The organism is Kitasatospora sp. NPDC127111, assembly GCF_042677465.1.
GTDB lineage: Bacteria > Actinomycetota > Actinomycetes > Streptomycetales > Streptomycetaceae > Kitasatospora.
The window spans coordinates 1-21,645 of sequence record NZ_JBHXTG010000009.1; the positions used below are offsets into that span (position 1 = coordinate 1).

Genomic DNA, 21,645 nt, shown 5'->3' on the forward strand with positions numbered 1-21,645 from the left:
CCCCGGACCGACCGGGGTGCCCGCCGCGGCGGCCGGGGGCGAGGTCAGCTGGACCCGCCGGTCGACGCGGTCGTGCACGGCGGGAGCGTCGACGGCAGGACGGTGGCGCAGGCCGCCGTCGCCGTCGTGGTGCCGGTCGCCGTACTCGTCCCGGTGGCCGTGGTCGTCGTCGTGGCCGTCGCCGTGGTCGCGGTCGCCGTCGCGGTGGACGGTTTCACGCTGGCCGAGGACGCGGTCGCCGAGGACGACGAGGCGGAGGAGGAGGCGGTGCTCGCCGAGGAGGACGGCCCGGACGGCGAGGCGGAGGAGGTGCTGGCCGAGGCCGAGCCGGTCGACGGGCCGGTCGAGCCCGAGGTCGAACCGGAGCTGGCGCCGGACGTGGTGGCCGAGGTGCTCGCCGAGGTGGCGCCGGAGGCCGACGGCGAGGCCGGCTTCATCGGCTCGGCCGGCGGAATGCCCGGCGCGAGCTCCTTCGGCGGCGGGACCGTCCGGTCCTCCACCTTGATCTGCCCGGTCACCCGGGCGAACCAGCCGCCGGTGGAGACGTCCACCAGGACGAACTCCTTCACCGGCTGCGGCGCGGCCACCACGATGATCAGCGCGGACGGCTGGAATCCCGTCCAGGTCTTGCCGGTGTACTTGGCGTCGGCGACCAGGACCGGCGGCTTCAGCGGGTTGCCGCAACCGCAGCGCACCCGGGGCACGCCCTGGGCGTCCACCAGGACGGCCGTGCCCGCCTGGAGCACCGACTGGTAGGCGACCGAGGCGCCGCCCTTGTAGCCGTGGTTGGTCACCCGGGTGTCCACCCGCAGGTAGGCCGAGGTCAGCGAGCGCAGGTAGCCCGGTACGGCGGACTGCTCGATCCCCTGGGCGGAGGCCCAGGCCCGGCCGGTGTCCCCGGTCGAGGTCATCGCGATCAGCCGCTCCGTGTCACAGGCCGGCTTGGACATCGCCCCGGCGTAGAGCCCGGCCGACGTGCCCTGCACGCTGTGCAGGCCGGTCGCCGTGGCGCCGGCCGTCGGCTGGGCGGCGGCCGAAGTCGGCGCCGGTGCCGTCACGGCGGCCGTTTCCACCGACTGGGTGTACGGGGCCGGCCCGGTGTCGCTCGACGACTGGGCGACCACCTCGTTGGCGGTGGGGATGGCGTCGCTGGACTTGCTGCCGCTGTTGCTGTTCACGATCAGCACCGTGGCCAGCACCGCCAGCGCCAGCGTTCCCCCGGCCAGCGCCAGCTTCTTGCCCGAACGCCACCACGGCGTCGGGCGCCCGCCCGGCCCACCGCCGGACGGCCCGCTGCCGGAGGGCCCGCCCGCGCCGGAGGAACCGCCCGGGCCCGAGGGGCCACCCGGGGGATAGGACGGCGGGCCGGGGTGCCCGCCCGAGGGCGGTCCGGCGAGCGGGCCGGACGGCGGACCGGAGGGCGGGCCGGACGGGGGACCGGAAGGCGGGCCGTACGGGCCCGAGGGGCCGGGGGGCGGTTGGGAACTCATCGAGGCTCCGTTTCGCAGGCGGCCGGCGCACGGCCGGCCCAGCAGGCTCCCCCACCGGATTCCATTTCTGCCCCCGCGGGCCGGAGGCCGCAACAGCAGGTGGAGCGGCGGTCGCCCACCGCATGCAGCGCGCGGCGGCCCGTCCTAAGGTCGACCTGGAGTCAGACGCGTGGGGGGCGGCCGAGTCCACCGAGTCCCCAGGAGCCCGCATGCACCCGGAGCCCCCCACCACGGCGGCCGGACCGCCCGGTGTCCTGCGCGGCTGGCTGGACGCGCTCGCGGTCGTCCTGGCCGGGCTCGCCGCGATGGCGGTGGTCGCCGCGCTCGGCCTCTGGGCGGCCGGCGCCGACGCGCTCCCGGGCGGCGGGTTCCCGTCCGTCCTGGCCGCCACCCTGGCCCTGGCCGTCGGCGGCTCGGTCCAGCTGGACGGCGGCGCGGGGTTCTTCGCCCACGTGGACGCCGGGATCACCGCCATGCCGCTGACCGTCGGCCTGGTCGGCGCGCTGGTGATGGCCGAGGTGTTCCTGCGCCAGCTGCGCTTCCGGGCCGTCGCCCACGGCGGCGAACTGCTGGGGCGGATCGCCCGGACGGCGGCCGTCTGGGTGGTGGCGCTGGTGCTGCTCACCGTCGGCGCCCGGCACACCTTCACCGTCACCCTGGGCAACGACCTCGTCCAGCAGCTCGGCGGTGCCCTGGGCCTGACCCCCGAGGTCGGCTTCCACGCCGAGGCGGCGAGCACCATCGGCCTGGGCCTGCTCTGGCTGCTGGTGGTCCTGGCGGCCACCTTCGCGGTCTCCCGCCGGGCACCGCTGCCGCGCCACCTGGTGCCGTTCCAGCAGGCCGTCCGGCCGGCGGCGTTCGCGATGCTGCTGGTGCTGCTCGCCTACGTGGTGATCGGACTGGTCGCCGGGCTGGTCACCGCCGCCGTGCACGGCAACGCCCGGCAGACCGCGGCCGTCCTGCTGCTGGCGCTGCCCAACCTGGTCTGGCTCGCCTTCGGCGTCGGGCTCGGCGCCCAGTGGCACGGACACCTGGTCGGCGCGGTCGGCCTGCCGGTGCCCAGGCCGCTGGCCGAGGTGCTGCGCGGGACGGACGGGCAGGAGGCCACCATCAGCCTGAGCACGCTCGCCGAGCGGGACGCCCGGGCCTGGTGGCTGCTGCCGCTGGCCGCCGTGCTGATGCTCGCGGCCGGGGTCCTGACGGCGTACCGCTCGCCGCGCGGGACGGGGCTGTGGCGGCACGCCGTCCGGCTGGGAGCGGCGTCGGCCGTCGCCATGCTGCTGGTGGGCGTCTGGTCGCGGGTCTCCGCCGACTACGGCCTGTCGGTGCTCGGCGTCGGCGTCGGGGAGGGCGGCCTCGGTGATCTGCTCGGGGCCGTCCTCGGCAACACCGGCACCAACCCGCTGGCCGACCTCGGCGGCGGCACGCTCACGCTGGACCCGGTGCTCTGGATCGCCGTCCCGCTGGCGGCGGGGTGGGGCCTGGTGGCGGGCTGGCTGGGCGGGCTGCTGGCGGCGGGACTGGGCCGGCGCGGTGAGGTCACCGAGGCCACGGCCCCGCCGGGCCGGCGGTGACCGGGCGGCGGGCCGGCGGGCTCACAGGAGGTCGGCGAGCAGGACCACCGCCGGTGGCACCGCCTGGCCGAGGGCGCCGCGCCACAGCTTCGGTTCGGAGACGAACAGGGTGATCCCGCCGGCGATCATGAAGGCGCTGACGTACACGATCAGCGCCCGTCCGGTCGCCTGGTGCCCGGTGTGCAGGGCGGTCACGCCGGCGCCCAGGCCGAGCGCCAGGAACAGGTTGTAGAAGCCCACGTTGAACCGCCAGAGCCGGACCTCGGGCGCGTCCGCCGTGCTGCCGGTGAGCAGGTAGCGGACCCGGGGGTGCCCGTACAGGAAGCTCTCCAGCGGCCACGCGATCACGTGGATCGCGGCGGCGATCAGGGCGAAGAGCTGGCTGACGGCGTTCATGGGGGCTCCGCGTTCGGGAGGGCGTGCCCTCGCGCGGGCGTGCCTTCGCGAGGGCGTCGGGCGGGACGGCAGGGAGGGGCGGGAGGGAGACGGTGGGCAGCCGCCGGCGGGGCGGCCGCCGCCCCGCTCAGCGCGGCGGTGGGTGCACGACCGGGGCCGCCCAGCGCGGGGGCTCCGGGACGACCGGCGGCGCGCTGGGCGAGGCGGGCGCGGCGGGCCCGCCGACCGGGACCACCTGGGTCGGCGGCCCGCCCGACTGCCAGGGATCGGCCGGGGCCCCCGCGGTCGCGCCGCCGGCGATCGCGGCCCGCAGCTCGGTCACGAACTGCAGGCAGTCGGCGTACCGGCGCGCCGGCTCCTTGGCGAGCGCCCGGGAGATGGCGGCGTCCACGGCGGGGGAGAGGTCGGGCCGGTGGTCGCGCAGCGACGACGGCGGGTCGTTGAGGTGGGCCCAGAGCAGCGCGAGGTCGCTCTCGCGGCGGAACGGCGGTGTCGCGGCCAGCATCTCGAACACCACGCAGCCCAGGCTGTACTGGTCGCAGCGGCCGTCCACCGGGTGGCCGGAGATCTGCTCGGGCGCCGCGTAGTCCAGGGTGCCGACGATCTGGCCGACGCTGGTCAGGCCGCTGAGCGAGAGCGACTTCTTGGTCAGGCCGAAGTCGGCCAGGTAGAGGTGCTCGGGGTGCTCACTGTCCGTTCCGGCGGCGACCAGCACGTTGCCGGGCTTGACGTCGCGGTGGACCAGGTCGTGGGCGTGGGCGGCGTCCAGCGCGGAGGCGATCTGCAGCGCCAGCCGGGCCGCCCGCTCGACCGGCAGCGGGCCGTCCCGGTTCAACAGGCCGCGCAGGTCGCCGCCCTCGACGTAGCGCATAGCGATGAACAGGATGCCGTCGGCCTCGCCCGCCTGGAACACCGGGATGATGTGCGGGTGGTCGATCGCGGCGGCGGCCTCCGACTCATGCATGAAGCGCTGCCGGAACACCTCGTTGCGGGCCAGCTCGGGCGCCAGCAGCTTCATCGCGACGGTGCGGCCCAGCCGCAGGTCCTTCGCCCGGTAGACGACCGCCATGCCGCCCCGGCCGATCTCGGACTCCAGCCGGTAGCCCGCGACCTGGCTGCCGACCATGCCGGACGGCAGGCTGGGGGCGGCCTCCGACCGCTCCGGGGGCCGTACCGGGCGCCGTTCCGGAGGTCGTTCCGGGGGGCGTTCCGTCGTCTGGTCCGGGGGCCGTTCGGGGGGTCGCTCCGTCGTCTGCGCCGGGGGCCGTTCGGGGGGCCGTTGCGGGGGCCGTTCCGTCGTCTGGTCCGGGGGTCGTTCCGGGGGCCGTTCCGTCGTCTGGTCCGGGGGCCGTTCCGGGGTGCGTTCCGTCGGTTGTTCCGGGGAGTTCACGGTTCACCTGCCCAGGTCGGCTCGAACGTGCCCGGCGGCACGCCCGGGGAGCCGCCGCCCGGCGTGGGCCGCGGCCGCCCGGACGCCGCGTAGGTCTGGAGCTGGAGGCCGTCGCAGTAGCACCAGCGGTCGTGCACCGCGTCGTACAGCCAGAGCTCCTCGCCCTCGACGACGAGCCCGAGCCGCAGCCCGTGGGCCCGGTCCCGGAAGGTCTCCAGGTCGATGGTGCCGGCCGCGAGGTCCTCCAGCAGCGCGCGGTACTTGGTGAGGGCGCCGTCCGCCTCGGCCAGCGCCGGGCGCGGGTCGGCGGTCCGGGCCGGCGGGCCGGTGGCGGCCGGCGGCGTCCCGGGGAGGGCGACCAGCAGCCGGCCGTCGACCCAGGTGGACCAGCCGTTGGAGCAGAGCACCTGCGCCCAGTCGCCCCGCCGGTCGACCAGCCGGACCGGCAGCAGCGGGTCCAGCGGGGTCGAGGGCAGGGACGGGTCCGGCGCCGCCCAGGTGGCCATCCCGCTCGGCGCGGCGACGTGGGTCGGGCGGAACGCGAACTCTTCCATGGGCGGCTGCCTGTCTCCCGGCTGCTTCCGATTCCTGCGCTGCCGACTCCGTCACCGCGCCTCCGTCGCGGTTCCCGTGTCACGGTCCTCCGTCACCCGCGCTACTTCCGCATGATCGCGGGCTCCTGCCGGCGCAGCAGCGCCAGCACGACGACGCCCAGCACGGCCGAGATGCCCACCAGCAGGGCCATGCAGCGCAGCCAGTGGGCACGGACGGGCCGGAACAGCGGGTCGGCCGTGATGGCGGTCGGGAAGACGGTGTGCAGGTCGATGGTCTGGGCCATCGCGGCCAGGCCCCACCGGGACGGCACCAGCCAGGCGAACTGCTCCAGGCCGGGCACCCCGTGCAGCTTCAGCATGGCTCCGCTGAACACGATCTGCACCACCGAGAGGAGCACCAGCATCGGCATGGTGGCCTCCTCCTTGCGGACCAGCGCGGAGACCAGCAGGCCGAGCATCATCGCGGAGAAGGAGAGCAGGGCGACGGCCAGGATCAGCTCCGCCAGCGGCGGCAGCACCACCCCGCTGTGCACCCGCACCCCTGTCGGCAGGAGCGGACCGAGGTCCACCCCGGCCAGACCGACGACGGTGAGCACGGCGGCCTGACCCACCGTGATCGTGCCGAGCACCACCACCTTGGAGACCAGGTACGCCGATCTGGACAGGCCGACCACGCGTTCCCGCTGGTAGATCGGTCGTTCCTTGACGATCTCGCGGACGGCGTTGGCGGAGCCGGTGAGCAGGCCGCCGATGCAGAGCGTGAGCACGACGTTGATGGCGTTGTCGGGGGAGATCCGGGCCCCGGCCATCGCCCGGCACATCACGCCGATGATGAACGGCAGGGCGATCATCACGGTGAGGAAGAGCCGGTCGGCGGCCAGCACGGCGGTGTAGCGGCGGACCAGGGTGCCCAGCTGGGAGAACCAGCCCTGTGGCTTCTCCGGGCCGATCGGGCTGACGCCGGGCGGGGCGGCGTACCCGGGGACGGCCGGCAGCGCGCCGGCGGCCACGTACCGCTGGTACTGCGGTGAGGCGCGGAACCGGCTCTGCCAGGCGGCGTGGTCCTCGCTCTCGAACGCCTCGAAGGCCTCCGGCCACTCGGTGAAGCCGAAGAACGACAGCGCCTCGTCGGGCGGGCCGTAGTAGGCGGTGCGGCCGCCGGGGGCCAGCACCAGCAGCCGGTCGCAGACGCCCAGGCTGAGCACGCTGTGGGTGACCACGACCACCGTGCGGCCGTCGTCGGCGAGGCCGCGCAGCATCCGCATCACCGAGCGTTCCATGCCCGGGTCCAGACCGGAGGTCGGTTCGTCCAGGAAGAGCAGGGACGGCTTGGTGAGCAGTTCGAGGGCGACGCTGACGCGCTTGCGCTGGCCGCCGGAGAGGCTGGAGATCACCAGGTCGGCCCGGCTGTCCAGGCCGAGTTCGTGGATCACCTCGTCGACCCGCGCCTCCCGCTCCTCCTTGGTGGTGTCGCCGGGGAAGCGTAATTCGGCCGCGTAGGCGAGGGCGCGGCGGACGGTGAGCTGGGTGTGCAGGATGTCGTCCTGCGGCACCAGGCCGATCCGGCGGCGCAGTTCGGCGTAGTCGCGGTAGAGGTCGCGGCCGTCGTAGAGGACGGTGCCGTCGTCGGCGGGGCGCAGCCCGGTGAGGGCGTTCAGCAGGGTGGACTTGCCGGCGCCGCTCGGACCGGCCACCGCGAGCAGGGCCTTCTCGGCGAGCGGGAAGCCGACGTCGTCCAGCAGCACCCGGTGGTCGGGGCCGACCCTGACCACCAGGCCCTGGACGTTGAGCGAGATCTCGCCGGTGTCGGTGTACTCGACCAGTTCGTCGCCGGACAGGCAGAGCGCCGAGTGGCCGATGCCGACGATGTCGGCCGGCCCGACCGGGGCGCGGTCCACCGGGCGGCCGTTGAGGTAGGTGCCGTTGTGGCTGCCCAGGTCGACGATCTCGTGGCCGCCGTCGGGCAGGGTGCGCAGTTCGGCGTGGTGGCGGGAGACCACCAGGTCGTCCAGGACGAGGTCGTTGTCGCCGGCCCGGCCGATCCGGACCGTCCGGCCGGGCAGCCGGATGACGGCGCTGGGCTGCCGGAAGACGCCGGAGGCCTGCGGGGCGATCAGGGAGGGCCGCTCGGCGGCGGCCGGGGTGGGCAGGCCGGCGAAGGTCGCGGACGGCCCGTCGGCCGGGTTGCCGAACCGCAGCCTGGTCCCGGGGCCGACGTCCTCCTGCCGGATCCGGCGGCCCTCGGTGAAGGTGCCGTTGGTGGAGCCGACGTCCTCCAGCAGCCAGTGGCCCTCGCTGGCGCGCAGCACGGCGTGGTGCCAGGACACCCGGGGGTCGTCGAGGACGATCTCGCTCGTCGGGTCGCGGCCGACGTGGTACGACCGACGCGGGTCCATCAGCTGCGAGTCCGTGTCGGTGACGAGAACCAGAGGCGGCGCGGCGGGCGCGCCTGCGCGCTCTCCCATGGTTCGGATTCTAGCCCGGGCGGGTCGGCCGGGCAGGGTGAGTGGCGGCCGGGCGGCGGCGGGGCGGCGGGACGGCGCGGGTGGGGCCGCGGGGCCGCGCGGGTGGGCCGCCGGGGTGGGGACACCGTGCGGCGCGGGCCCGCCGGGAACGAAAATTGGACTGGACCACTGGATCGGCGGCGGGCCGCTGCCCTATCGTTCGGGGTGCCGCCCGGGCGTCCGGGGCCCGGCGCACGACCCCACGCGAGCCCCGGGATGGACCCATGAGCGTCTGGCCGCAGTTGCGCGACTCCCGGCTCGTCCGGGCCGGCCGGGCCCCCGGGACCGTCCTGCGCTGCGGACTGATGGACACCATGCTGGCCGACCTCGCGGTCTCGGTGGTGCTCTTCTTCGAGCAGGCTCTGGACGAGGACCGGCTCGCCGCCGGGCTCGCCCGGGCGCTGGAGCGGGTCCCGGTGTTCGCCGGCCGGCTGCGCACCGTCGACGGGGTGCTGGAGGTGGTCTGCGACGACTCCGGCGTGCCGCTCACCCGTTACGAGGTGGACGGCACCCTGGCCGGGGCGATGGGCCGGGTCACCGCGGCCGGCGCCCAGCTCGTCGACCCGGTGGACGCGCCCGCCGCGCGGACCGGCGGCCTGCCGCTGCTGACCGTGCGGCTCACCCGGCCCTCGGCCGGCGGCACCGTGCTCGGCTGCTCCTGGCACCACGCGGTCGGCGACCTGCAGAGCTTCATGCTGCTGCTGCACGCCTGGTCCGCCGCGGTGGAGGGCGAGGAACTGCCGCAGGTCGAGCTGATCGAGGATCAGGACGCCCTGCTGGAGGAGGTGTTGCCGGCCGGTGACAGCGGACGGCCGGGCTTCCGGCTGCCCGCGCCGGCCGAGGCGGCCGTCCTGGCCCGCGAGGTCGCGGCCGGACCGCGCGCCAACCGGACCGTCCAGGTCTACTTCGGCGATGCCGAACTCGACCGGATGCGCCGCGAGTTCGCCACCGCGGCCGGCCGTCGGCTCTCCACCGGCGACGCGCTCCTCGCCCATGTCGCCACGGTGATCCGCGCGTTGGACGACGACCGGGAGGAGCGCCGGGTCACCGTCCCGGTCAACGTGCGCCGCCCGCTCGGCCTGCCGCCGGGTCTGGTCGGCAACCTGCTCAGCGAGATCCACCTGCCGCAGCGGCCGCAGGACGGGCCGGCCGCGCTCGCCGCGGCCCTCCGGACCGCCGTGGAGGACTTCACCACCCGACACCTCAACCTCCGCGCCAACCTCGCCTTCCTGGAGTCGCTCGGGCGGTCCCGGCTGCGCGAGTGCGTGCCGCTCGGCTTCGACCCGGAGCGGCGGCGGTTCAGCTTCTCCAACTGGAGCCGGTTCGGCGCGTACCGGGTCTCCTTCCAGGGGCACCGGCCGGTGTTCTTCAGCCCGACCGCCAACTACCCGCTGCCATGGGTCTGCTGGACCGTCGAGGGCTTCCACGGCACCGGGCAGCTCACCACCGTCGTGCTCCCGGCCCGGCTGGCCGCCCGGCTGCGCGGCACCGCGGGCCGGGCGGCACTGCACCGCTACCGCGACCCGGCGGACGTCCTCCCGGCCGTGGCCGCCACGGTGCCGAAGGTGCTCTAGGTACGCCGAGGCCCTAGATCCGCCGAGAGGCCGGACGGGCGGCCGCCCCCTCGGCGGGCCGAGGCGCGCCGCGATCAGGCCGGGAAGGCCTCCTCGATCGCCGTCCAGAGCCGCACCCGGGCCCGCAGGGCGAGGCGGACGGTCTCCGCGCAGGCGGCCCACTTGGCGTCGTCCTCGCCGTTCAGGTCGATCAGCATCTGCATCGCCATGGGCGTGTGCTGCTCGCCGTCCACCTCGATGTGCCGGGCCAGGTAGTCCTTGAAGACGGTCAGCCGGCCGTCCGGGTCCTCGATCCTGATGACCTGGGCGAACATGTCGGGGATCAGGTCCTCGCGGCCGAAGGCGAAGGCGGCGGCGCGGCAGTGCACCGGCGCGTTCTCGATGATCTCCCAGGTGGTCGAGGTGAAGTCGACGGCCGCCTGCGGCACTCCCGCGGCCTTCAGCGCCTCCGGCACCGCGGTGCCCGTCCGCAGCAGGTCGAGGAACGCCTCGACCGGCCCCGGGTCGGCGCCGGCCTGACGCATGCCCTCGACGTACAGCTCGAAGTGGCTGGTGTAGCCCTCGCCGAGCTCGTCGCTCTCCTCGACCAGCACGATCTCGTTGATCAGCCGGCGGCTGGCGGTCGGCCCGTTCGGGACCCACGGCACGTCGACGCCGGTCAGCTCGCGCTGCAGGCTCTTCAGCAGCGACATGAAGTCCCAGACGGCGAACACGTGCCGGTCCAGGAAGGCGCGGACCCGCTCGATGCTGTTCAGGCCGCCGTAGACGGTGTGGCCGACGACCTCGCGGCGCAGCGGGTCGATCGCCTGCTGGAGGCCGGTCAGGCCGGGGTGCGAACGGTCCCAGTGGTAGCGGTTGGTGGACATGCGGGGGCTCCTCACGGGGGAAGGGGATGCCCCGGGAGGAGGGGGTTCCTCCCGGGTCGGCGGGTGCCGCGGGCTACTTCATGACGGCGCGCAGGGCGTGCCGCAGCTGCTCCCGGCCGGGCTGGAGGGCGCGGTCGAGGGCGGGGGCGAAGGGGAGCACCGCGCCGTCCGGGCGGGTGACCCGGCGGGGCGGGGCGACCAGCCGCAGCTCCTCGGCGGCGGTCGCCAGCACCTCGGCGCCGATGCCGCAGCTGCGGTTGGAGTCGTCGACGACCACCAGCCGGCCGGTGCGCTCCAGCGAGGCGGCCAGCGCCGCCCAGTCGAAGGGGTACAGGGTGCGCGGGTCGAAGACCTCGACCGAGACCTCGTCGGCGAGCTCCTCGGCGACCGCCAGCGCGTCGTGCACCAGGTGGCCGACGGCGACCAGGGTGACGTCGGTTCCGGGCCGGTGCACGCGGGCCGAGCCGAGTGGGACGGGCACCAGCTCCCAGGTGACGGTCTCGCGGACCGGCAGCGCGGCGGCCGGCGCGAACACCACGACCGGGTCCGGGTCGCGGACGGCCGAGCGGAGCAGTCCGTAGGCGTCGGTCGGGGTGGCCGGCACCACGGTCTTCACCCCGGCGTGCGCGAACAGGCTGTACGGGTGGTCCGAGTGCTGGCCCGCCCAGCCGTCCCGGGAGCCGGAGCCCGGGACGAGGCAGGTCAGCGGGACGCCCGCCTGGCCTCCGGTCATCAGCGAGAACTTGTGGGCCTGGTTGACGAGTTGCTCGAAGACCAGGAAGAGCAGCGAGGGGATCTGGAACTCCAGCACCGGGCGGCGTCCGGCCAGCGCCGCGCCGACCGCCGCCGCGGTGAAGGCCTGCTCGGAGAGCGGGGTGTCGACGATCCGCCCGGGCCCGAAGCGGTCCAGCAGCCCGAGCGTGGGGCCGGCCAGGCCGGCGCCGATGTCCTCGCCGAAGACGCAGACCGCCTCGTCCGCCGCGAGTTCGTCGGCCAGGGCCCGGTTGAGCGCCTTGGTGTAGGAGAGCCTCATGCGACCGCCCCCGCCCGCGGCTGCCGCCCGTCGGCGTACAGGTACCGGGACGCCCCGGCCGGGTCCGGGTGGGCGGAGGCGAGCGCGAACCGTTCGGCCTCCGCCAGTTCGGCGGCCACCTCGGCGTCCAGCGCGGCGCTCGCGGCTCCGCCGATCGCGGCGGCGGCGCGCGGCAGCGGGTCGCGTTCGCGCCAGGCCGCCACCTCCTCGGCGGTGCGGTAGCCGAGCTTCATCCGGCGTTCCATGGTGTGGTGGCCCTCGAAGCGGTAGGTGCGGCACTCCAGGAAGGCGGGGCCGTCGCCGGCCCGCGCCCGGGCCACGGCCTCCTCGGCCGCCGTCCGGACGGCCTCGGTGTCCATGCCGTCCACTGCCGCGGCGGGGATGCCGAAGGCGGCCGCCCGGCCGAGCGCGCCGCCGGCCACCGCCGTGCCGGCGGGCAGCGTGGTGGCGTAGCCGTTGTTCTCGCAGACGAAGACCACCGGGGCCCGCCACATCGCCGCCAGGTTGAGCGACTCCAGCAGCACGCCCTGGTTGAGCGCGCCGTCGCCGAAGAAGGAGACCACCACCCGGCCGTCGCCGGCCTGCCGGGCGGCCCAGGCGGCGCCGACCGCGATCGGCGCGCCGGCGCCGACGATGCCGTTGGCGCCCAGGATGCCCAGCGACAGGTCGGCGGCGTGCATCGAGCCGCCCCGGCCCCGGTTCAACCCGTCGACCCGGCCCGCCAGTTCGGCCAGCAGCCGGCGCGGCCCGGCGCCGCGGGCCAGCACGTGGCCGTGCCCGCGGTGGGTGGAGGTGAGCCGGTCGTCGGGACCGAGCGCGGCGCACACGCCGACCGCGACGGCCTCCTGGCCGATGTACGGGTGGATGCCGCCGGTGATCACGCCGGACTTCACCAGCCCGAGCGCCAGCTCCTCGAACCCCCGGATCAGCCGCAGCATCCGGTACCGCTGCCCGGGGGTACGGAGGGGGGCGACCGGGGTCGGGGGCGGCGTCGTCACCGGGTGCCCCGCCAGACCGTCGGGCAGAAGTCCGGGTCGGCGTAGTCGGGCCGGCCGTCGGGGGTGCGGCGGACCACCACGTCGTGGTTGTAGACCACCGGGGCGCCGTCCGGCCGGGTGGCCGGGCGGTACTCGTTGGCGCCGTCCTGGAGGTGCAGCGATACCGCGCGGCGCGGTGTGGCGGCCAGGTTGGGGCCGCTGCCGTGGTAGGTGCGGCAGTGGTGGAAGCTGACGTGCCCGCGCGGGATCAGCATCGGCACCTTGCGGACCTGCTGCCCGTTGAAGCGGGCGTTCTCGGCGAGGATCGCGTCCAGTTCGGCGCGGTCGCGCTCGGCGAAGTGCCGGGTGGAGTCCTCGCCGGAGTCCAGTTCGCGCCAGCGGTGGCTGCCGTCGACCATGGTGATGGTGCCGTTCTCCTCGCCGCAGTCGTGGAACGGCAGGAACGCGGTCAGCATCCGGTCGGAGGTCGAGGTCTGCCAGTAGTGCTTGTCGAAGTGCCACGGCACGTGGTTGCTCGGCTCCTCGGGCACCGGCGGCTTGTAGATCAGGGTGGCCTGGAAGACCCGGATCTCCTCGGCTTCGGCGAGCAGCGCGGCGACGGCGCCGAGCAGCGGCTTGCGCAGGATCGCGCCTATCGCGTCGCTCTCGTAGTGCACGTAGTCGTTGTGCCGCTGGACCCGGCCGTGGGCGGGCTCCCAGGAGGCCAGGTGCGGCGGGCGGACCGGCAGCCGGCGGTCGCGGTGGCCCTCGTAGTACTTCTCGGTGGCGGCCTGCAGGGTGTCCAGCTCCTCGTCGCCGAACAGCCGGCGGGAGAGGTACCAGCCGTGTTCGAGGTAGCCGGCCACCTCCTCGGGGGTGGGCAGCAGGGCGCGTTCGGCCTCGGTGAGCCGGAACTCGGCGGCGGTGGCCATGGGGTGGTGCCTCCTTCGGTCGGGGGGGTGGGGACGGGCGCTCAGACGGAGGCGGTGGCGTTCTGCCGCTCGACGGCCTCGTACAGGGCCTTGATGTTGGCGGTGCCGAAGGTGCCCGCGCCCTGGCGCTCGATCAGCTCCAGGAAGTACGTCCGGCGGGGGTGGGTGGAGCGGGCGAAGATCTGGAACAGCTGCCCGCCGTGGTCCTGGTCGACCAGCACGTCGAGTTCGCGCAGCGTCGCGACGGGGATGGCGGTGCCGCCGAGCCGTTCGGCCAGCGCGTCGTAGTAGGCGCCCGGGGTGCTGAGGAACTCGACGCCGCGCTCGCGGATGGTGCGCACGGCGGTGGCGATGTCGTCGGTGCGGAAGGCCAGGTGCTGGACGCCGGCGCCGTCGTGGTCGGCCAGGAAGGTGTCGATCTGGCCGGGGCGGCGGGTGGTGTCGGGCTCGATCAGGGTGAAGGTGACCTCGCCGGAGGCGCTCTGCACCACGCTGGAGTCCATCGCCTGCTCGCCGACCTCGATGTACTCGCCGAAGACGCGGTGCAGGCCGAGCGCGGCCTCGCAGAACTTCACGGCGGGGGCCAGCTCGCCGGCCGGGACGCAGATCGCGGCGTGGTCGAGGGCGTCCAGCAGGGTGCCGGCGGGCGGTGCGGCGGGCGGCTCGGGCGGCTGCGGCACGAACCGCAGGGCCAGGTCGCCGAAGCCGGCCACCAGGCCGCCGGCGCGGTCCAGCACGCGGGCGCCGTGCCGCTCGGCGCGCTCCAGCGAGGCCTGCGGGTCGGTGCAGCCGAGGGCGATGACGGCGACGCCGTCGCCGTGCCGGGCCACGTAGCGGGCCACCGGGTGGGCGGGGTCGGCGGCCGAGAGGAGGTGCAGCCGGATGCTGCCCTGGCGCAGCCGGACGACGCGCGGGGCGGCGGGCTGCGGGGCGCTCGGCCGGGAGGCGTCGGGGTGCGGGGCGTCGGGCTGCGGCGTGCCGGGCCGGGCGGGGTCGGCGTGGGCTGCCTCGGGTGGGGCCGCGTCGGGTTGGGCGGTGAAGCCGAAGTCGGCGCAGAGGCCGGCCGCGGCCCGGTCGGCGTCCGCGCAGTGGAACTCGACATGGGTGATGGACTGGATGGACAACGGGATCTCCCCGGTGGTGGTGAAGGACGAGTGGCTGGGCGCGTGGCGGGGCGCGTGGTGGGGCCGCGGGCGGCCGGACACGCCTGATCCGGACGCGGGTCGGCGGTGCGCGTGCCGCGTGGGCGCCTACCGGGCGGCCCGGGTGGACGCCGGGCCGAAGACCAGGCTGACGTTGTGGCCGCCGAAGGCGAAGGCGTTGCTCAGGGCGGCCCCCGGCGGCGTGGACCGGGCGGGGCCGCGGACGTGGTCGAGGGCGCAGGCCGGGTCGGGGTCGGTGAGGTTCACGGTCGGCGGCAGCGTCCCCCGGGCCACCGCCAGCGCGGTGACGGCCGCCTCCAACGCCCCTGCGGCGCCCAGCAGATGGCCGGTGGCGCCCTTGGTCGAGCTGACCGCCGGCCCGTGCTCGCCGAAGACGGTACGCAGGGCGGCGGTCTCGGCGACGTCGCCCAGTCTGGTGCCGGTGCCGTGCGCGTTGACGTAGCCGATGTCGGCGGGCGCCAGGCCGGCGTTGGCGAGCGCGGCGCGCATCGCGTCGGCGGCGCCCGCGCCGTCCGGGCGCGGCATGGTCGGGTGGTGGGCGTCGGTGGACGCGCCCCAGCCGGTGAGGTCGGCGTAGCCGGCCGCGCCGCGGGCGTCCGCGTGCTCGGCGCGTTCCAGCACCAGGACGGCGCTGCCCTCGCCCAGCACGAAGCCGTTGCGGCGGGCGTCGAAGGGTCGGCTGGCCTGCTCCGGATCTTCCCAACCGGACGACAGCGCACGGGCGTTGGTGAAGGCGGCGGCGATCGTCGGGTGCAGCGAGGACTCGCTGCCGCCGCACACCACCACGTCGGCGTCGCCCGCCCGGATCAGCCGCAGCCCCTCGGCGACCGCCTGGGCGCCGGCCGCGCAGGCCGTCACGATCGCCGAACTGAAGCCCCGGATGCCGTGCTTGATGGCGATCCGGGCGGTGGCCATGTTGGAGAGCATGCCGGGCAGCAGGTACGGGCTGACGCCGGGCCGGCCGCGTTCCAGCCGCCGGTGCGACTGCTGTTCGAAGGTCTCCAGACCGCCGCCGCCGGTGGCGAGCACGACGGCGGTGCGGTGCGGGTCGGCGTCCCGGCCGACCACCAGGCCGGCGTCGGCGAGGGCGTCGTCGGCGGCGGCCAGCGCGAGCAGCACGAACCGGTCCACGCAGCGGGTCTCGGTCGGCGGCAGCACCTCGCGCCCGTCCACGGCGGGCGCGAGCCCGGCGGCGGTGAGCCAGCCGTGCGCGGCGTGGCCCTCGGGCAGTGCGCGGATGCCCGAGCGGCCGGCGGTGAGCGCGTCGAAGACCTCGGCGGGCTTGCGGCCGACCGGCGTGACCAGGCCGATGCCGGTGACGACGGCGGCCGGGCGGGTGGCGACGGCCGGGCGGGCGGCGGGGGCCGTCATCGGGCGGTCGCCGGGTCGAGGTGGCGCTGCCGCAGCAGCACCTTGCGGACCTTGCCGGTCGGGCCGAGCGGGATGTCCTCGCCGGCGACCACCAGCACCCGGCGGACGGTGGCCGCGGTGGCCGCGTCGAGCGCGGCGGTGACCTCCTCGGTGCGGTCGGCCGCCGGGTCGGCGCCGGCCGCCAGGATCAGCAGCACGTCCGTCACCACCCGGGCGCCGTCGCGGACCGCGACCACCGTGCAGTCCGCCACCCCCGGGCAGGCGGCCAGCACGCGCTCCTCCGACATCGCGGTGAACAGCCGCTCGCCGTCGCCGAGTTCGACCGAGTCGACCAGCCGGTCCACGTGGTACCAGTAGCCCTCCTCGTCCCGGTACATCAGGTCGCCGGTGAGGAAGCGGCCGCGGATCCTGGTCCGGAAGGTGGTGGCCGAGTCGTTCCAGTAGCCGAGCGCCAGGGTGGGGGAGGAGGTGGCGAGTTCGCCGACCTCGCCGGGCCCGAGCGGCTCGCCGTCCGGGCCGACCACCTCGCAGTCGACGAAGGCGTGCGGGCGGCCGACGCAGCGGCCGTACCGCTCGGTGCCGGGGCCGTGCGTGATGAAGAAGTGCGAGTGGCCCATCTCGGTGGAGCCCAGGCCGTCCACGAACAGCGAGCCGGGCAGCCGGACCCGGCCCTCGCGGGTCACCGCCTCGCGGCTGCCGGCCGCGATCAGCCGGCGGATGTGCACCTCGTGCGCGCAGTCGCCGGTGTTCCACCAGAGCGCGACCGACGCGAGGTCCCGGGCGGCCAGGTCGTGGTGGGCGAGGTCGGCCCAGGTCGCGGCGAAGCCGACCACGCCGCTGGGCCGCCAGCTCTCGATGGCGTCCAGCACGCCCGCGCCGGACTGCCCGGAGAGTACGGCGAGTTCGGTGTGCGAGCTGAGTGCCAGGTTGACCGCGATCAGGGTGGCCGCGTGCGGCGCCGGCAGGGCGCTGAGCATCCGCTCCTGCCCCTGCGGGCGGGGCAACCGGAGCCGGTGGCGGATCGCCGCGTACAGGCTCGCGTGCGAGTGGACCACGGCCTTGGGCATCCCGGTGGTGCCGGAGGAGTGGGTGATCGCCACCGGGTCGCCGGACCAGTGCCGGTAGGGCGCGGGCGCGGCGTCCGGGTCACCCGCGCCCAGGGTGGCGATCTCCGGGAAGGCGGGTGCGCCGGTGTCGTGGCCGGCCAGCGCCGCCAGGTGCGCGGGGTCGGCGAGGATGCCGACCGGGCCCAGCTTGGCGATGTAGCGCGCGGCCCGCTCGCCGTCGAGGTTGGGGTTGAGCAGCGCGGGGAGGGCGCCGAGCCGGGCGAGCGCGAGGAAGGCCAGCACGTGGTCGGCGGCGTCGCTCGCGTACACCACCACCGGGTCGCGGCGGGTGACGCCGAGCGCGTGCAGCGCCGCGGCCCGGGCCCGGACGGCGCGGTCCAGCTCGCGCAGGGTGAAGGGCTGCCAGGCGGCGTGGTCGTCCACCGGGGTGTCGAAGGTCAGCAGCGGTTCGTCCAGGCCGAGGCCGAGGGCCAGCCGGCTGGTCAGGACGTTGCCGGCGCCGACGTCCGGGTCGTCCGCGAGAAGGGCGCGGATACTGCGGATGCTCATGGTGGTGGATCCCTCCCTTGGTGCAGGGCGTGCTGCGGCGGGACGCGGCGTGTGGGGCCGCTCGCGCGGGTGCGGTGACGGTGGTGCTCGGGTGACGGTGGTGCTCGGGTGATGCTGGTGCTCGGGTGACGGTGGTGCGGGGATGAGACGGGGTCGGGCGGATCAGGCGCTGGTGACCAGGACGGCGACGGCCCGGTCGGTGCCCGCACCGGTGGCGTCGGCCGCTCCCGAGGTGTCGGCCTGTTCGGCGGCACCGGCGGCACCGGCGCCATCGGAGGCGTCGGCGGCATCCGCGGCTTCGGCGGCGATGACCAGGACGTGGTCGGCGTCGCCGTCCGCGAGCAGCAGGGCGGCGTGGTCGAGGGCGTCCTGCGGCACCGAGCCCGGCCGGGCCTCGGCGGGACTGATCGCCACCACCGGGCCGGTGAGGCCCCAGCGGGCGGCGATGTGCCCGAGGACGGCGTTCGGGTTGGACTGGAAGAACAGCAGCGGCGGCACCCGCCGGCCCGAGGCCGCCGCCTCGTCGATGGCCCGGGCGGTGGCGCGGTCGCCGCCGGCGCTGGCGAGCAGCAGGGCGGTGCGGCCGGGGGCCGGAGCGGTGCCGTGGTGGGCGCGCAGACAGCGTTCGGCGACCTCGGCCACCAGCGGGTTGAAGGTGGAGGCGGCGAACCCGGGGACGGGGGGCAGCCGGTCCTGCCCGGCCCGGCCGGCGTCGGGCCAGCGGGCCTCGGCGAGGATGCGCAGTCCGGTCATCGGGCGGCCACCAGGAGGGCGGTGTTGGCACCGCCGAAGGCGGAGTTGAGGGTGAGCGCGTAACGCGGCCGGGCGGCGCGCGGGCCGTCCAGGACGAGGTCCAGGCCGACGTCCGGGTCCGGACCGAGCCAGCCGGCGTTCACCGGTAACCGGCCGTCGCGCAACGCGGCGACGGTGACGGCGAGTTCGAGCAGCGCGGAGGCCTCCAGGGCGTGGCCGTGGACGGCCTTGCTGGAGCTCACCGGCAGCCGCTCGACGTGGCCGCCGAACACCCGGCGCAGCGCACTCGCCTCGGCCCGGTCGGCCAGTGGCGAGCCGGTCCCGTTGGCGTTGACGTAGCCGATCTCGGCCGGGTCGAGGCCGGCCCGGGCGAGCGCGGCCTCGATCGCCCGCACGGCGCCCGCGCCGTCGGGTTCGGGGCGGCACACGTGGTGGGCGTCACCGGCCCGGCCCCAGCCGGCCAGCCGGGCGAGCACGGGTGCGCCGCGCCGCCCGGCCGCGGGTTCGGCCTCCACGAGGACGGCGGCGGCGGCGTCGCCGAGGAGGGTGCCGGTGCGGCCGGCGCTGAACGGGCGCAGCTCGCCGTCGCGGGCCAGCGCCCGCCCGGCGTCGAAGGCCGCGAACACGCCCGGCTCGACCAGGTGCCCGGCCGCGACCAGGACCCGGGGGTACCGGCCCGCGGCGACCAGCGCGGCGGCGTCGGCCACCGCGGTCCCGGCCGCGACGCAGGCGCCGGTGTAGACCCGGGTGACGCCGGCGGCGCCCCAGGCGGCGGTCGCACCGGCGGCGACGGCGTCGGCCACCGCGCGGGTGCGAAGGTCGCTGTGCAGGGCGAGCAGCAGGGGAAGGCCCTGGTTCCCGTCGGCCGGGAGGCCGGCCCGGTGGCAGGCCTGGTCCACGGCGGCGAGCACCGCGTCGGCGAGCGGCACCGGCTCGGGCAGCAGGGCGGCCCGGGTGGTCCGGCGAGCGGAGACGTCGAAGCGGGTCACCGGGGCGAAGGCGGCCTTGCCGTGGGCGGCCGCCTCGGCGAGCGCGTCGAACCCGGTGCCGGCCGCGCTGAGTACGCCGACGCCGGTGATCACGGGCCGGACGGCGGGCGGGGCGTGGCCGGTCATGACGGCGCGGCCCCGGGTGCCGCCGGTGCGCGTTCTGCTGCTGCGAGTGCCGCCGGTACGGGGGGCGAGGTGCTCGCGGAGGCGGTCAGGACGGCCGCGCGGAGCACCTCGGCGGCGTCGTCCACGGTCCGGACCGCCTCGAAGCGCTCGTCGTCCAGCTCCAGCTCGACGCCGTAGCGTTGCTCGAACTCGGTAACCAGCCAGGTGAGTTCGAGTGATCCGAGCTCCTCGGGGACGGAGTCGGCGGCGCGCTGCCCGAACGCCGCCAGCATCTCCAGCACCTCGGCCCGGCCGGGGAGGGCGAGACCGGTCACGCCGGGCTGCCCGAGGTGGCCGCGGTGGCGGCGACGCGTGCGGCGACGTCCGCGGTGAACTGGTCCAGCGTCATCAGCGCGGTGCTCTCCATCTCGTCGAGGTCGAACGTGATCCCGAACTCGTCCTCGACCTGCACGGAGAGGTCGGCGAGGGCGAGCGACTCCAGGTCGAGCCCCGCCGGGCCGAGGTCGGTGTCGCCGGTCACCTCGGAGACGTCGTACTGCATCTCGGTCAGCGCGGCGAGGACGAACGCGCGGATGCGGTCCTGCATGGTGTGCTCCTTGTGCCTGCGCGCAGGCGTGCGGCGCGCGGGTGGTCGGGTGGTCGGGGAAGCGCCGTCCGGACACGGCGGGAATTCCGGGTCCGGCCGAACCGGTGGCCCGGGACGGGGTGCGGCGGGTGGTCACTCCGGCCCGATCGGGAAGTCGGCCCGGGTGGTGCGGGGTGCGGCAGGGAAGTGCCGTGGTGCGGAGCGGAAGAGCCGTGGTGCGAAGGGGAAGTGCCGTGGTGCGGAGGTGAAGTGCTGGGTAGGGGAACGCAACTGTCCTGAAGACGTGGGAAGGTGTGGTGACGATCGGTTCAGCGGGCGGCCGCGCGGAGGGCGGCCGGGTCGCGCAGCAGCTTTCCGGTGGCGGTGCGCGGAAGTTGCGGCAGGAAGGCCAGCCGGCGGGGCCGCTTGTAGGCGGCCAACTGCCGGGCCAGCAGGTCCTGGACGAGCGCGCGCTCGGTGCCGTCCTCGGCGGCCAGGTACGCCTCGATGGCGCCCTCGTCGAAGACCACCACGGCCTCGCGGATCCCGGGCAGCGCGGCCAGGGTCTGCTCGACCTCGGTGAGGTCCACCTTCAATCCGCCGATCGAGACCTGCGAGTCCCGCCGGCCGAGCACGGTGACCAGCCCGGTGTCCGGATCCAGGACGGCGGCGTCGCGGGTGTGCAGCCAGCCGTCCGACCAGCGGGTCGGGTCGTCCAGCCCGGGGTACGGCGAGGCGGCCGTCCGTAGCTGCAACTCGCCGTCCACCACCCGGAGTTCCATCCCGTCCACCGGCTGCTTGGCCGGGTGCAGCCGGCCGCTCGGGTCGGTGGCGATGACGCCGAGTTCGGTCATCCCGTACATGCTGCCCAGCGGGACGCCGTACGCGGCGGTGAACGCGGCCGGCAGGCCCGGGCGGAGCAGTTCGCCGGCCACCACCATCCGCCGCAGCCGGGGCAGCGGCGGAGGTGAGACGACGCCGGCCAGCAGTTCGGCGTGGAAGGGGACGCCGATGACGGTGACCGGTCGTTCCCGTTCCGCGTCGACGGCGGCGAGGATGCCCGCGGCCGTCATCCGCTCCGGCACGGTCAGCGGTGCGCGGGCGTGCAGGCTGTTCAGCAGTCCGCCGACCAGCCCGAGCACGTGCACCACCGAGGAGAGCAGCACCACCCGCTCGCCCTCTCCCGGGAACTCCGCCAGCCTTCGGTAGCAGGCGAGTTCGCGGACGAGGTCGCCGGCGGTGCGGGCGATGACCTTGGCCGGACCGGTGGATCCGGAGCTGAGCTGGACCAGCGCGTGGCCGGTCGCGGCCGGCCGCCCGTCCGGCCGTCGGACGGCCACCGGCTCGACCTCGGAGAAGCCGCGCAGCGCCGCCGAGGTCCGGTGCTCGGACCCTACCAGCACCTGCGGCGCGAGCCGCCCGACCGCCAGGCCGATCTCGTGTTCGGTCAGTCGGTGGTCCAACAGCGCGACGTGGGCGCGCAGTTGCCAGCAGGCCAGGAGAGCGGCGATGAAGCCCAGCGAGGGCGGCAACCGCAACGCGGCCGTACCCCCGGGAGCCAGGCCGGCCGCGGCGAGCCGCTCGACCTGCTCGGCGACCAGGGCGCGCAGCGCGTCGCGCTCGACGGGCGTGCCGAACCGCAGGCACTCCTCGTCCCCGGGGCCGGCCAGCAGCAGGCGGTCCACCCAGTCGTCGGGGGCGTCGGCGTGCGGCGGGGAAACGGGCGAAAGTGCGGAGAGGGAAATACCGGTCAACGCCACTCCACGCAGAGG

19 protein-coding genes are annotated in these 21,645 nt (G+C 75.8%); 2 read left to right on the forward strand and 17 right to left on the reverse strand.

The window, feature by feature from the left end:
- Nucleotides 1-44 precede the first annotated feature (44 nt).
- Entirely contained in the window at nt 45-1,490 is a 1,446-nt protein-coding gene (locus ACFVHB_RS08130) for a DUF6777 domain-containing protein (RefSeq protein ID WP_380316932.1), read from the reverse strand.
- Nucleotides 1,491-1,699: 209 nt separating this feature from the next.
- Here ACFVHB_RS08130 and ACFVHB_RS08135 point away from each other — a divergent pair, with 209 nt between their 5' ends.
- Nucleotides 1,700-3,064: a streptophobe family protein gene (locus tag ACFVHB_RS08135; protein ID WP_380316935.1), complete on the forward strand. Its 1,365-nt coding sequence runs from the start codon at nt 1,700-1,702 to the stop codon at nt 3,062-3,064.
- A 21-nt stretch (nt 3,065-3,085) separates the two neighbouring features.
- On the opposite strand, the gene ACFVHB_RS08140 is transcribed toward ACFVHB_RS08135, so the two are convergent.
- From ACFVHB_RS08140 to ACFVHB_RS08155, 4 genes are all read right to left on the reverse strand, one after another.
- Complete coding sequence (locus ACFVHB_RS08140) at nt 3,086-3,460, reverse strand: DUF1304 domain-containing protein (RefSeq protein WP_380316938.1); 375 nt, start codon at nt 3,458-3,460, stop codon at nt 3,086-3,088.
- Nucleotides 3,461-3,587: 127 nt separating this feature from the next.
- Complete coding sequence (locus ACFVHB_RS08145) at nt 3,588-4,586, reverse strand: serine/threonine-protein kinase (RefSeq protein WP_380316941.1); 999 nt, start codon at nt 4,584-4,586, stop codon at nt 3,588-3,590.
- A gap of 260 nt (nt 4,587-4,846) precedes the next feature.
- Nucleotides 4,847-5,404 (reverse strand): hypothetical protein, encoded by a 558-nt coding sequence (locus ACFVHB_RS08150; protein WP_380316944.1) that lies wholly within the window; start codon nt 5,402-5,404, stop codon nt 4,847-4,849.
- 101 nt (nt 5,405-5,505) lie between these two features.
- Nucleotides 5,506-7,869, reverse strand: a complete 2,364-nt coding sequence (locus tag ACFVHB_RS08155) for an FHA domain-containing protein (RefSeq protein ID WP_380316947.1) — start codon at nt 7,867-7,869, stop codon at nt 5,506-5,508.
- A gap of 263 nt (nt 7,870-8,132) precedes the next feature.
- On the opposite strand from ACFVHB_RS08155, the gene ACFVHB_RS08160 reads away from it, so the two are divergent.
- On the forward strand, nt 8,133-9,482 hold the full coding sequence (locus ACFVHB_RS08160) for an acyltransferase (RefSeq protein WP_380316950.1): 1,350 nt from the start codon (nt 8,133-8,135) through the stop codon (nt 9,480-9,482).
- A 74-nt stretch (nt 9,483-9,556) separates the two neighbouring features.
- Here the strand turns inward: ACFVHB_RS08160 and ACFVHB_RS08165 are convergent, their stop codons facing one another.
- The 12 genes from ACFVHB_RS08165 to ACFVHB_RS08220 all read right to left on the reverse strand — a co-directional run bounded on the left by ACFVHB_RS08165 (nt 9,557) and on the right by ACFVHB_RS08220 (nt 21,627).
- The gene (locus ACFVHB_RS08165) at nt 9,557-10,348 is read right to left on the reverse strand and encodes a DUF3050 domain-containing protein (RefSeq protein ID WP_380316953.1); all 792 of its coding nucleotides are present in this window, start codon (nt 10,346-10,348) and stop codon (nt 9,557-9,559) included.
- Nucleotides 10,349-10,421: 73 nt separating this feature from the next.
- Nucleotides 10,422-11,381, reverse strand: a complete 960-nt coding sequence (locus tag ACFVHB_RS08170) for an alpha-ketoacid dehydrogenase subunit beta (RefSeq protein ID WP_380316956.1) — start codon at nt 11,379-11,381, stop codon at nt 10,422-10,424.
- On the reverse strand, nt 11,378-12,379 hold the full coding sequence (locus tag ACFVHB_RS08175; RefSeq protein ID WP_380316959.1) for a thiamine pyrophosphate-dependent dehydrogenase E1 component subunit alpha: 1,002 nt from the start codon (nt 12,377-12,379) through the stop codon (nt 11,378-11,380). The genes ACFVHB_RS08170 and ACFVHB_RS08175 overlap by 4 nt, the downstream gene beginning before the upstream one ends.
- Entirely contained in the window at nt 12,376-13,290 is a 915-nt protein-coding gene (locus ACFVHB_RS08180) for a phytanoyl-CoA dioxygenase family protein (protein ID WP_380316962.1), read from the reverse strand. Before ACFVHB_RS08180 ends, ACFVHB_RS08175 begins: the two co-directional genes overlap by 4 nt.
- A 41-nt stretch (nt 13,291-13,331) precedes the next feature.
- Nucleotides 13,332-14,414: a VOC family protein gene (locus ACFVHB_RS08185; RefSeq protein ID WP_380316965.1), complete on the reverse strand. Its 1,083-nt coding sequence runs from the start codon at nt 14,412-14,414 to the stop codon at nt 13,332-13,334.
- Between the two features lie 126 nt (nt 14,415-14,540).
- A complete protein-coding gene (locus ACFVHB_RS08190; protein ID WP_380316968.1) occupies nt 14,541-15,824 on the reverse strand; it encodes a beta-ketoacyl-[acyl-carrier-protein] synthase family protein in 1,284 nt (427 codons plus the stop codon).
- Entirely contained in the window at nt 15,821-17,440 is a 1,620-nt protein-coding gene (locus ACFVHB_RS08195) for an AMP-binding protein (protein WP_380316971.1), read from the reverse strand. Before ACFVHB_RS08195 ends, ACFVHB_RS08190 begins: the two co-directional genes overlap by 4 nt.
- A 162-nt stretch (nt 17,441-17,602) precedes the next feature.
- Nucleotides 17,603-18,193 (reverse strand): beta-ketoacyl synthase N-terminal-like domain-containing protein, encoded by a 591-nt coding sequence (locus ACFVHB_RS08200; protein WP_380316974.1) that lies wholly within the window; start codon nt 18,191-18,193, stop codon nt 17,603-17,605.
- Entirely contained in the window at nt 18,190-19,308 is a 1,119-nt protein-coding gene (locus tag ACFVHB_RS08205; protein ID WP_380316977.1) for a beta-ketoacyl synthase N-terminal-like domain-containing protein, read from the reverse strand. The genes ACFVHB_RS08200 and ACFVHB_RS08205 overlap by 4 nt, the downstream gene beginning before the upstream one ends.
- A complete protein-coding gene (locus ACFVHB_RS08210; protein WP_380316980.1) occupies nt 19,305-19,622 on the reverse strand; it encodes an acyl carrier protein in 318 nt (105 codons plus the stop codon). Before ACFVHB_RS08210 ends, ACFVHB_RS08205 begins: the two co-directional genes overlap by 4 nt.
- Entirely contained in the window at nt 19,619-19,894 is a 276-nt protein-coding gene (locus ACFVHB_RS08215) for a phosphopantetheine-binding protein (protein ID WP_380316983.1), read from the reverse strand. Before ACFVHB_RS08215 ends, ACFVHB_RS08210 begins: the two co-directional genes overlap by 4 nt.
- Nucleotides 19,895-20,202: 308 nt before the next feature.
- Nucleotides 20,203-21,627 (reverse strand): class I adenylate-forming enzyme family protein, encoded by a 1,425-nt coding sequence (locus ACFVHB_RS08220; RefSeq protein WP_380316986.1) that lies wholly within the window; start codon nt 21,625-21,627, stop codon nt 20,203-20,205.
- Between the last annotated feature and the right edge of the window lie 18 nt (nt 21,628-21,645).

Excerpts from the sequence above, each read along its gene's own strand:
- ACFVHB_RS08130 (WP_380316932.1), bottom strand. The coding sequence starts at position 1,490 with ATGAGTTCCCAACCGCCCCCCGGCCCCTCGGGCCCGTACGGCCCGCCT.
- ACFVHB_RS08135 (WP_380316935.1), top strand. The coding sequence starts at position 1,700 with ATGCACCCGGAGCCCCCCACCACGGCGGCCGGACCGCCCGGTGTCCTG.
- ACFVHB_RS08140 (WP_380316938.1), bottom strand. The coding sequence starts at position 3,460 with ATGAACGCCGTCAGCCAGCTCTTCGCCCTGATCGCCGCCGCGATCCAC.
- ACFVHB_RS08145 (WP_380316941.1), bottom strand. The coding sequence starts at position 4,586 with ATGGTCGGCAGCCAGGTCGCGGGCTACCGGCTGGAGTCCGAGATCGGC.
- ACFVHB_RS08150 (WP_380316944.1), bottom strand. The coding sequence starts at position 5,404 with ATGGAAGAGTTCGCGTTCCGCCCGACCCACGTCGCCGCGCCGAGCGGG.
- ACFVHB_RS08155 (WP_380316947.1), bottom strand. The coding sequence starts at position 7,869 with ATGGGAGAGCGCGCAGGCGCGCCCGCCGCGCCGCCTCTGGTTCTCGTC.
- ACFVHB_RS08160 (WP_380316950.1), top strand. The coding sequence starts at position 8,133 with ATGAGCGTCTGGCCGCAGTTGCGCGACTCCCGGCTCGTCCGGGCCGGC.
- ACFVHB_RS08165 (WP_380316953.1), bottom strand. The coding sequence starts at position 10,348 with ATGTCCACCAACCGCTACCACTGGGACCGTTCGCACCCCGGCCTGACC.
- ACFVHB_RS08170 (WP_380316956.1), bottom strand. The coding sequence starts at position 11,381 with ATGAGGCTCTCCTACACCAAGGCGCTCAACCGGGCCCTGGCCGACGAA.
- ACFVHB_RS08180 (WP_380316962.1), bottom strand. The coding sequence starts at position 13,290 with ATGGCCACCGCCGCCGAGTTCCGGCTCACCGAGGCCGAACGCGCCCTG.
- ACFVHB_RS08190 (WP_380316968.1), bottom strand. The coding sequence starts at position 15,824 with ATGACGGCCCCCGCCGCCCGCCCGGCCGTCGCCACCCGCCCGGCCGCC.
- ACFVHB_RS08195 (WP_380316971.1), bottom strand. The coding sequence starts at position 17,440 with ATGAGCATCCGCAGTATCCGCGCCCTTCTCGCGGACGACCCGGACGTC.
- ACFVHB_RS08200 (WP_380316974.1), bottom strand. The coding sequence starts at position 18,193 with ATGACCGGACTGCGCATCCTCGCCGAGGCCCGCTGGCCCGACGCCGGC.
- ACFVHB_RS08205 (WP_380316977.1), bottom strand. The coding sequence starts at position 19,308 with ATGACCGGCCACGCCCCGCCCGCCGTCCGGCCCGTGATCACCGGCGTC.
- ACFVHB_RS08215 (WP_380316983.1), bottom strand. The coding sequence starts at position 19,894 with ATGCAGGACCGCATCCGCGCGTTCGTCCTCGCCGCGCTGACCGAGATG.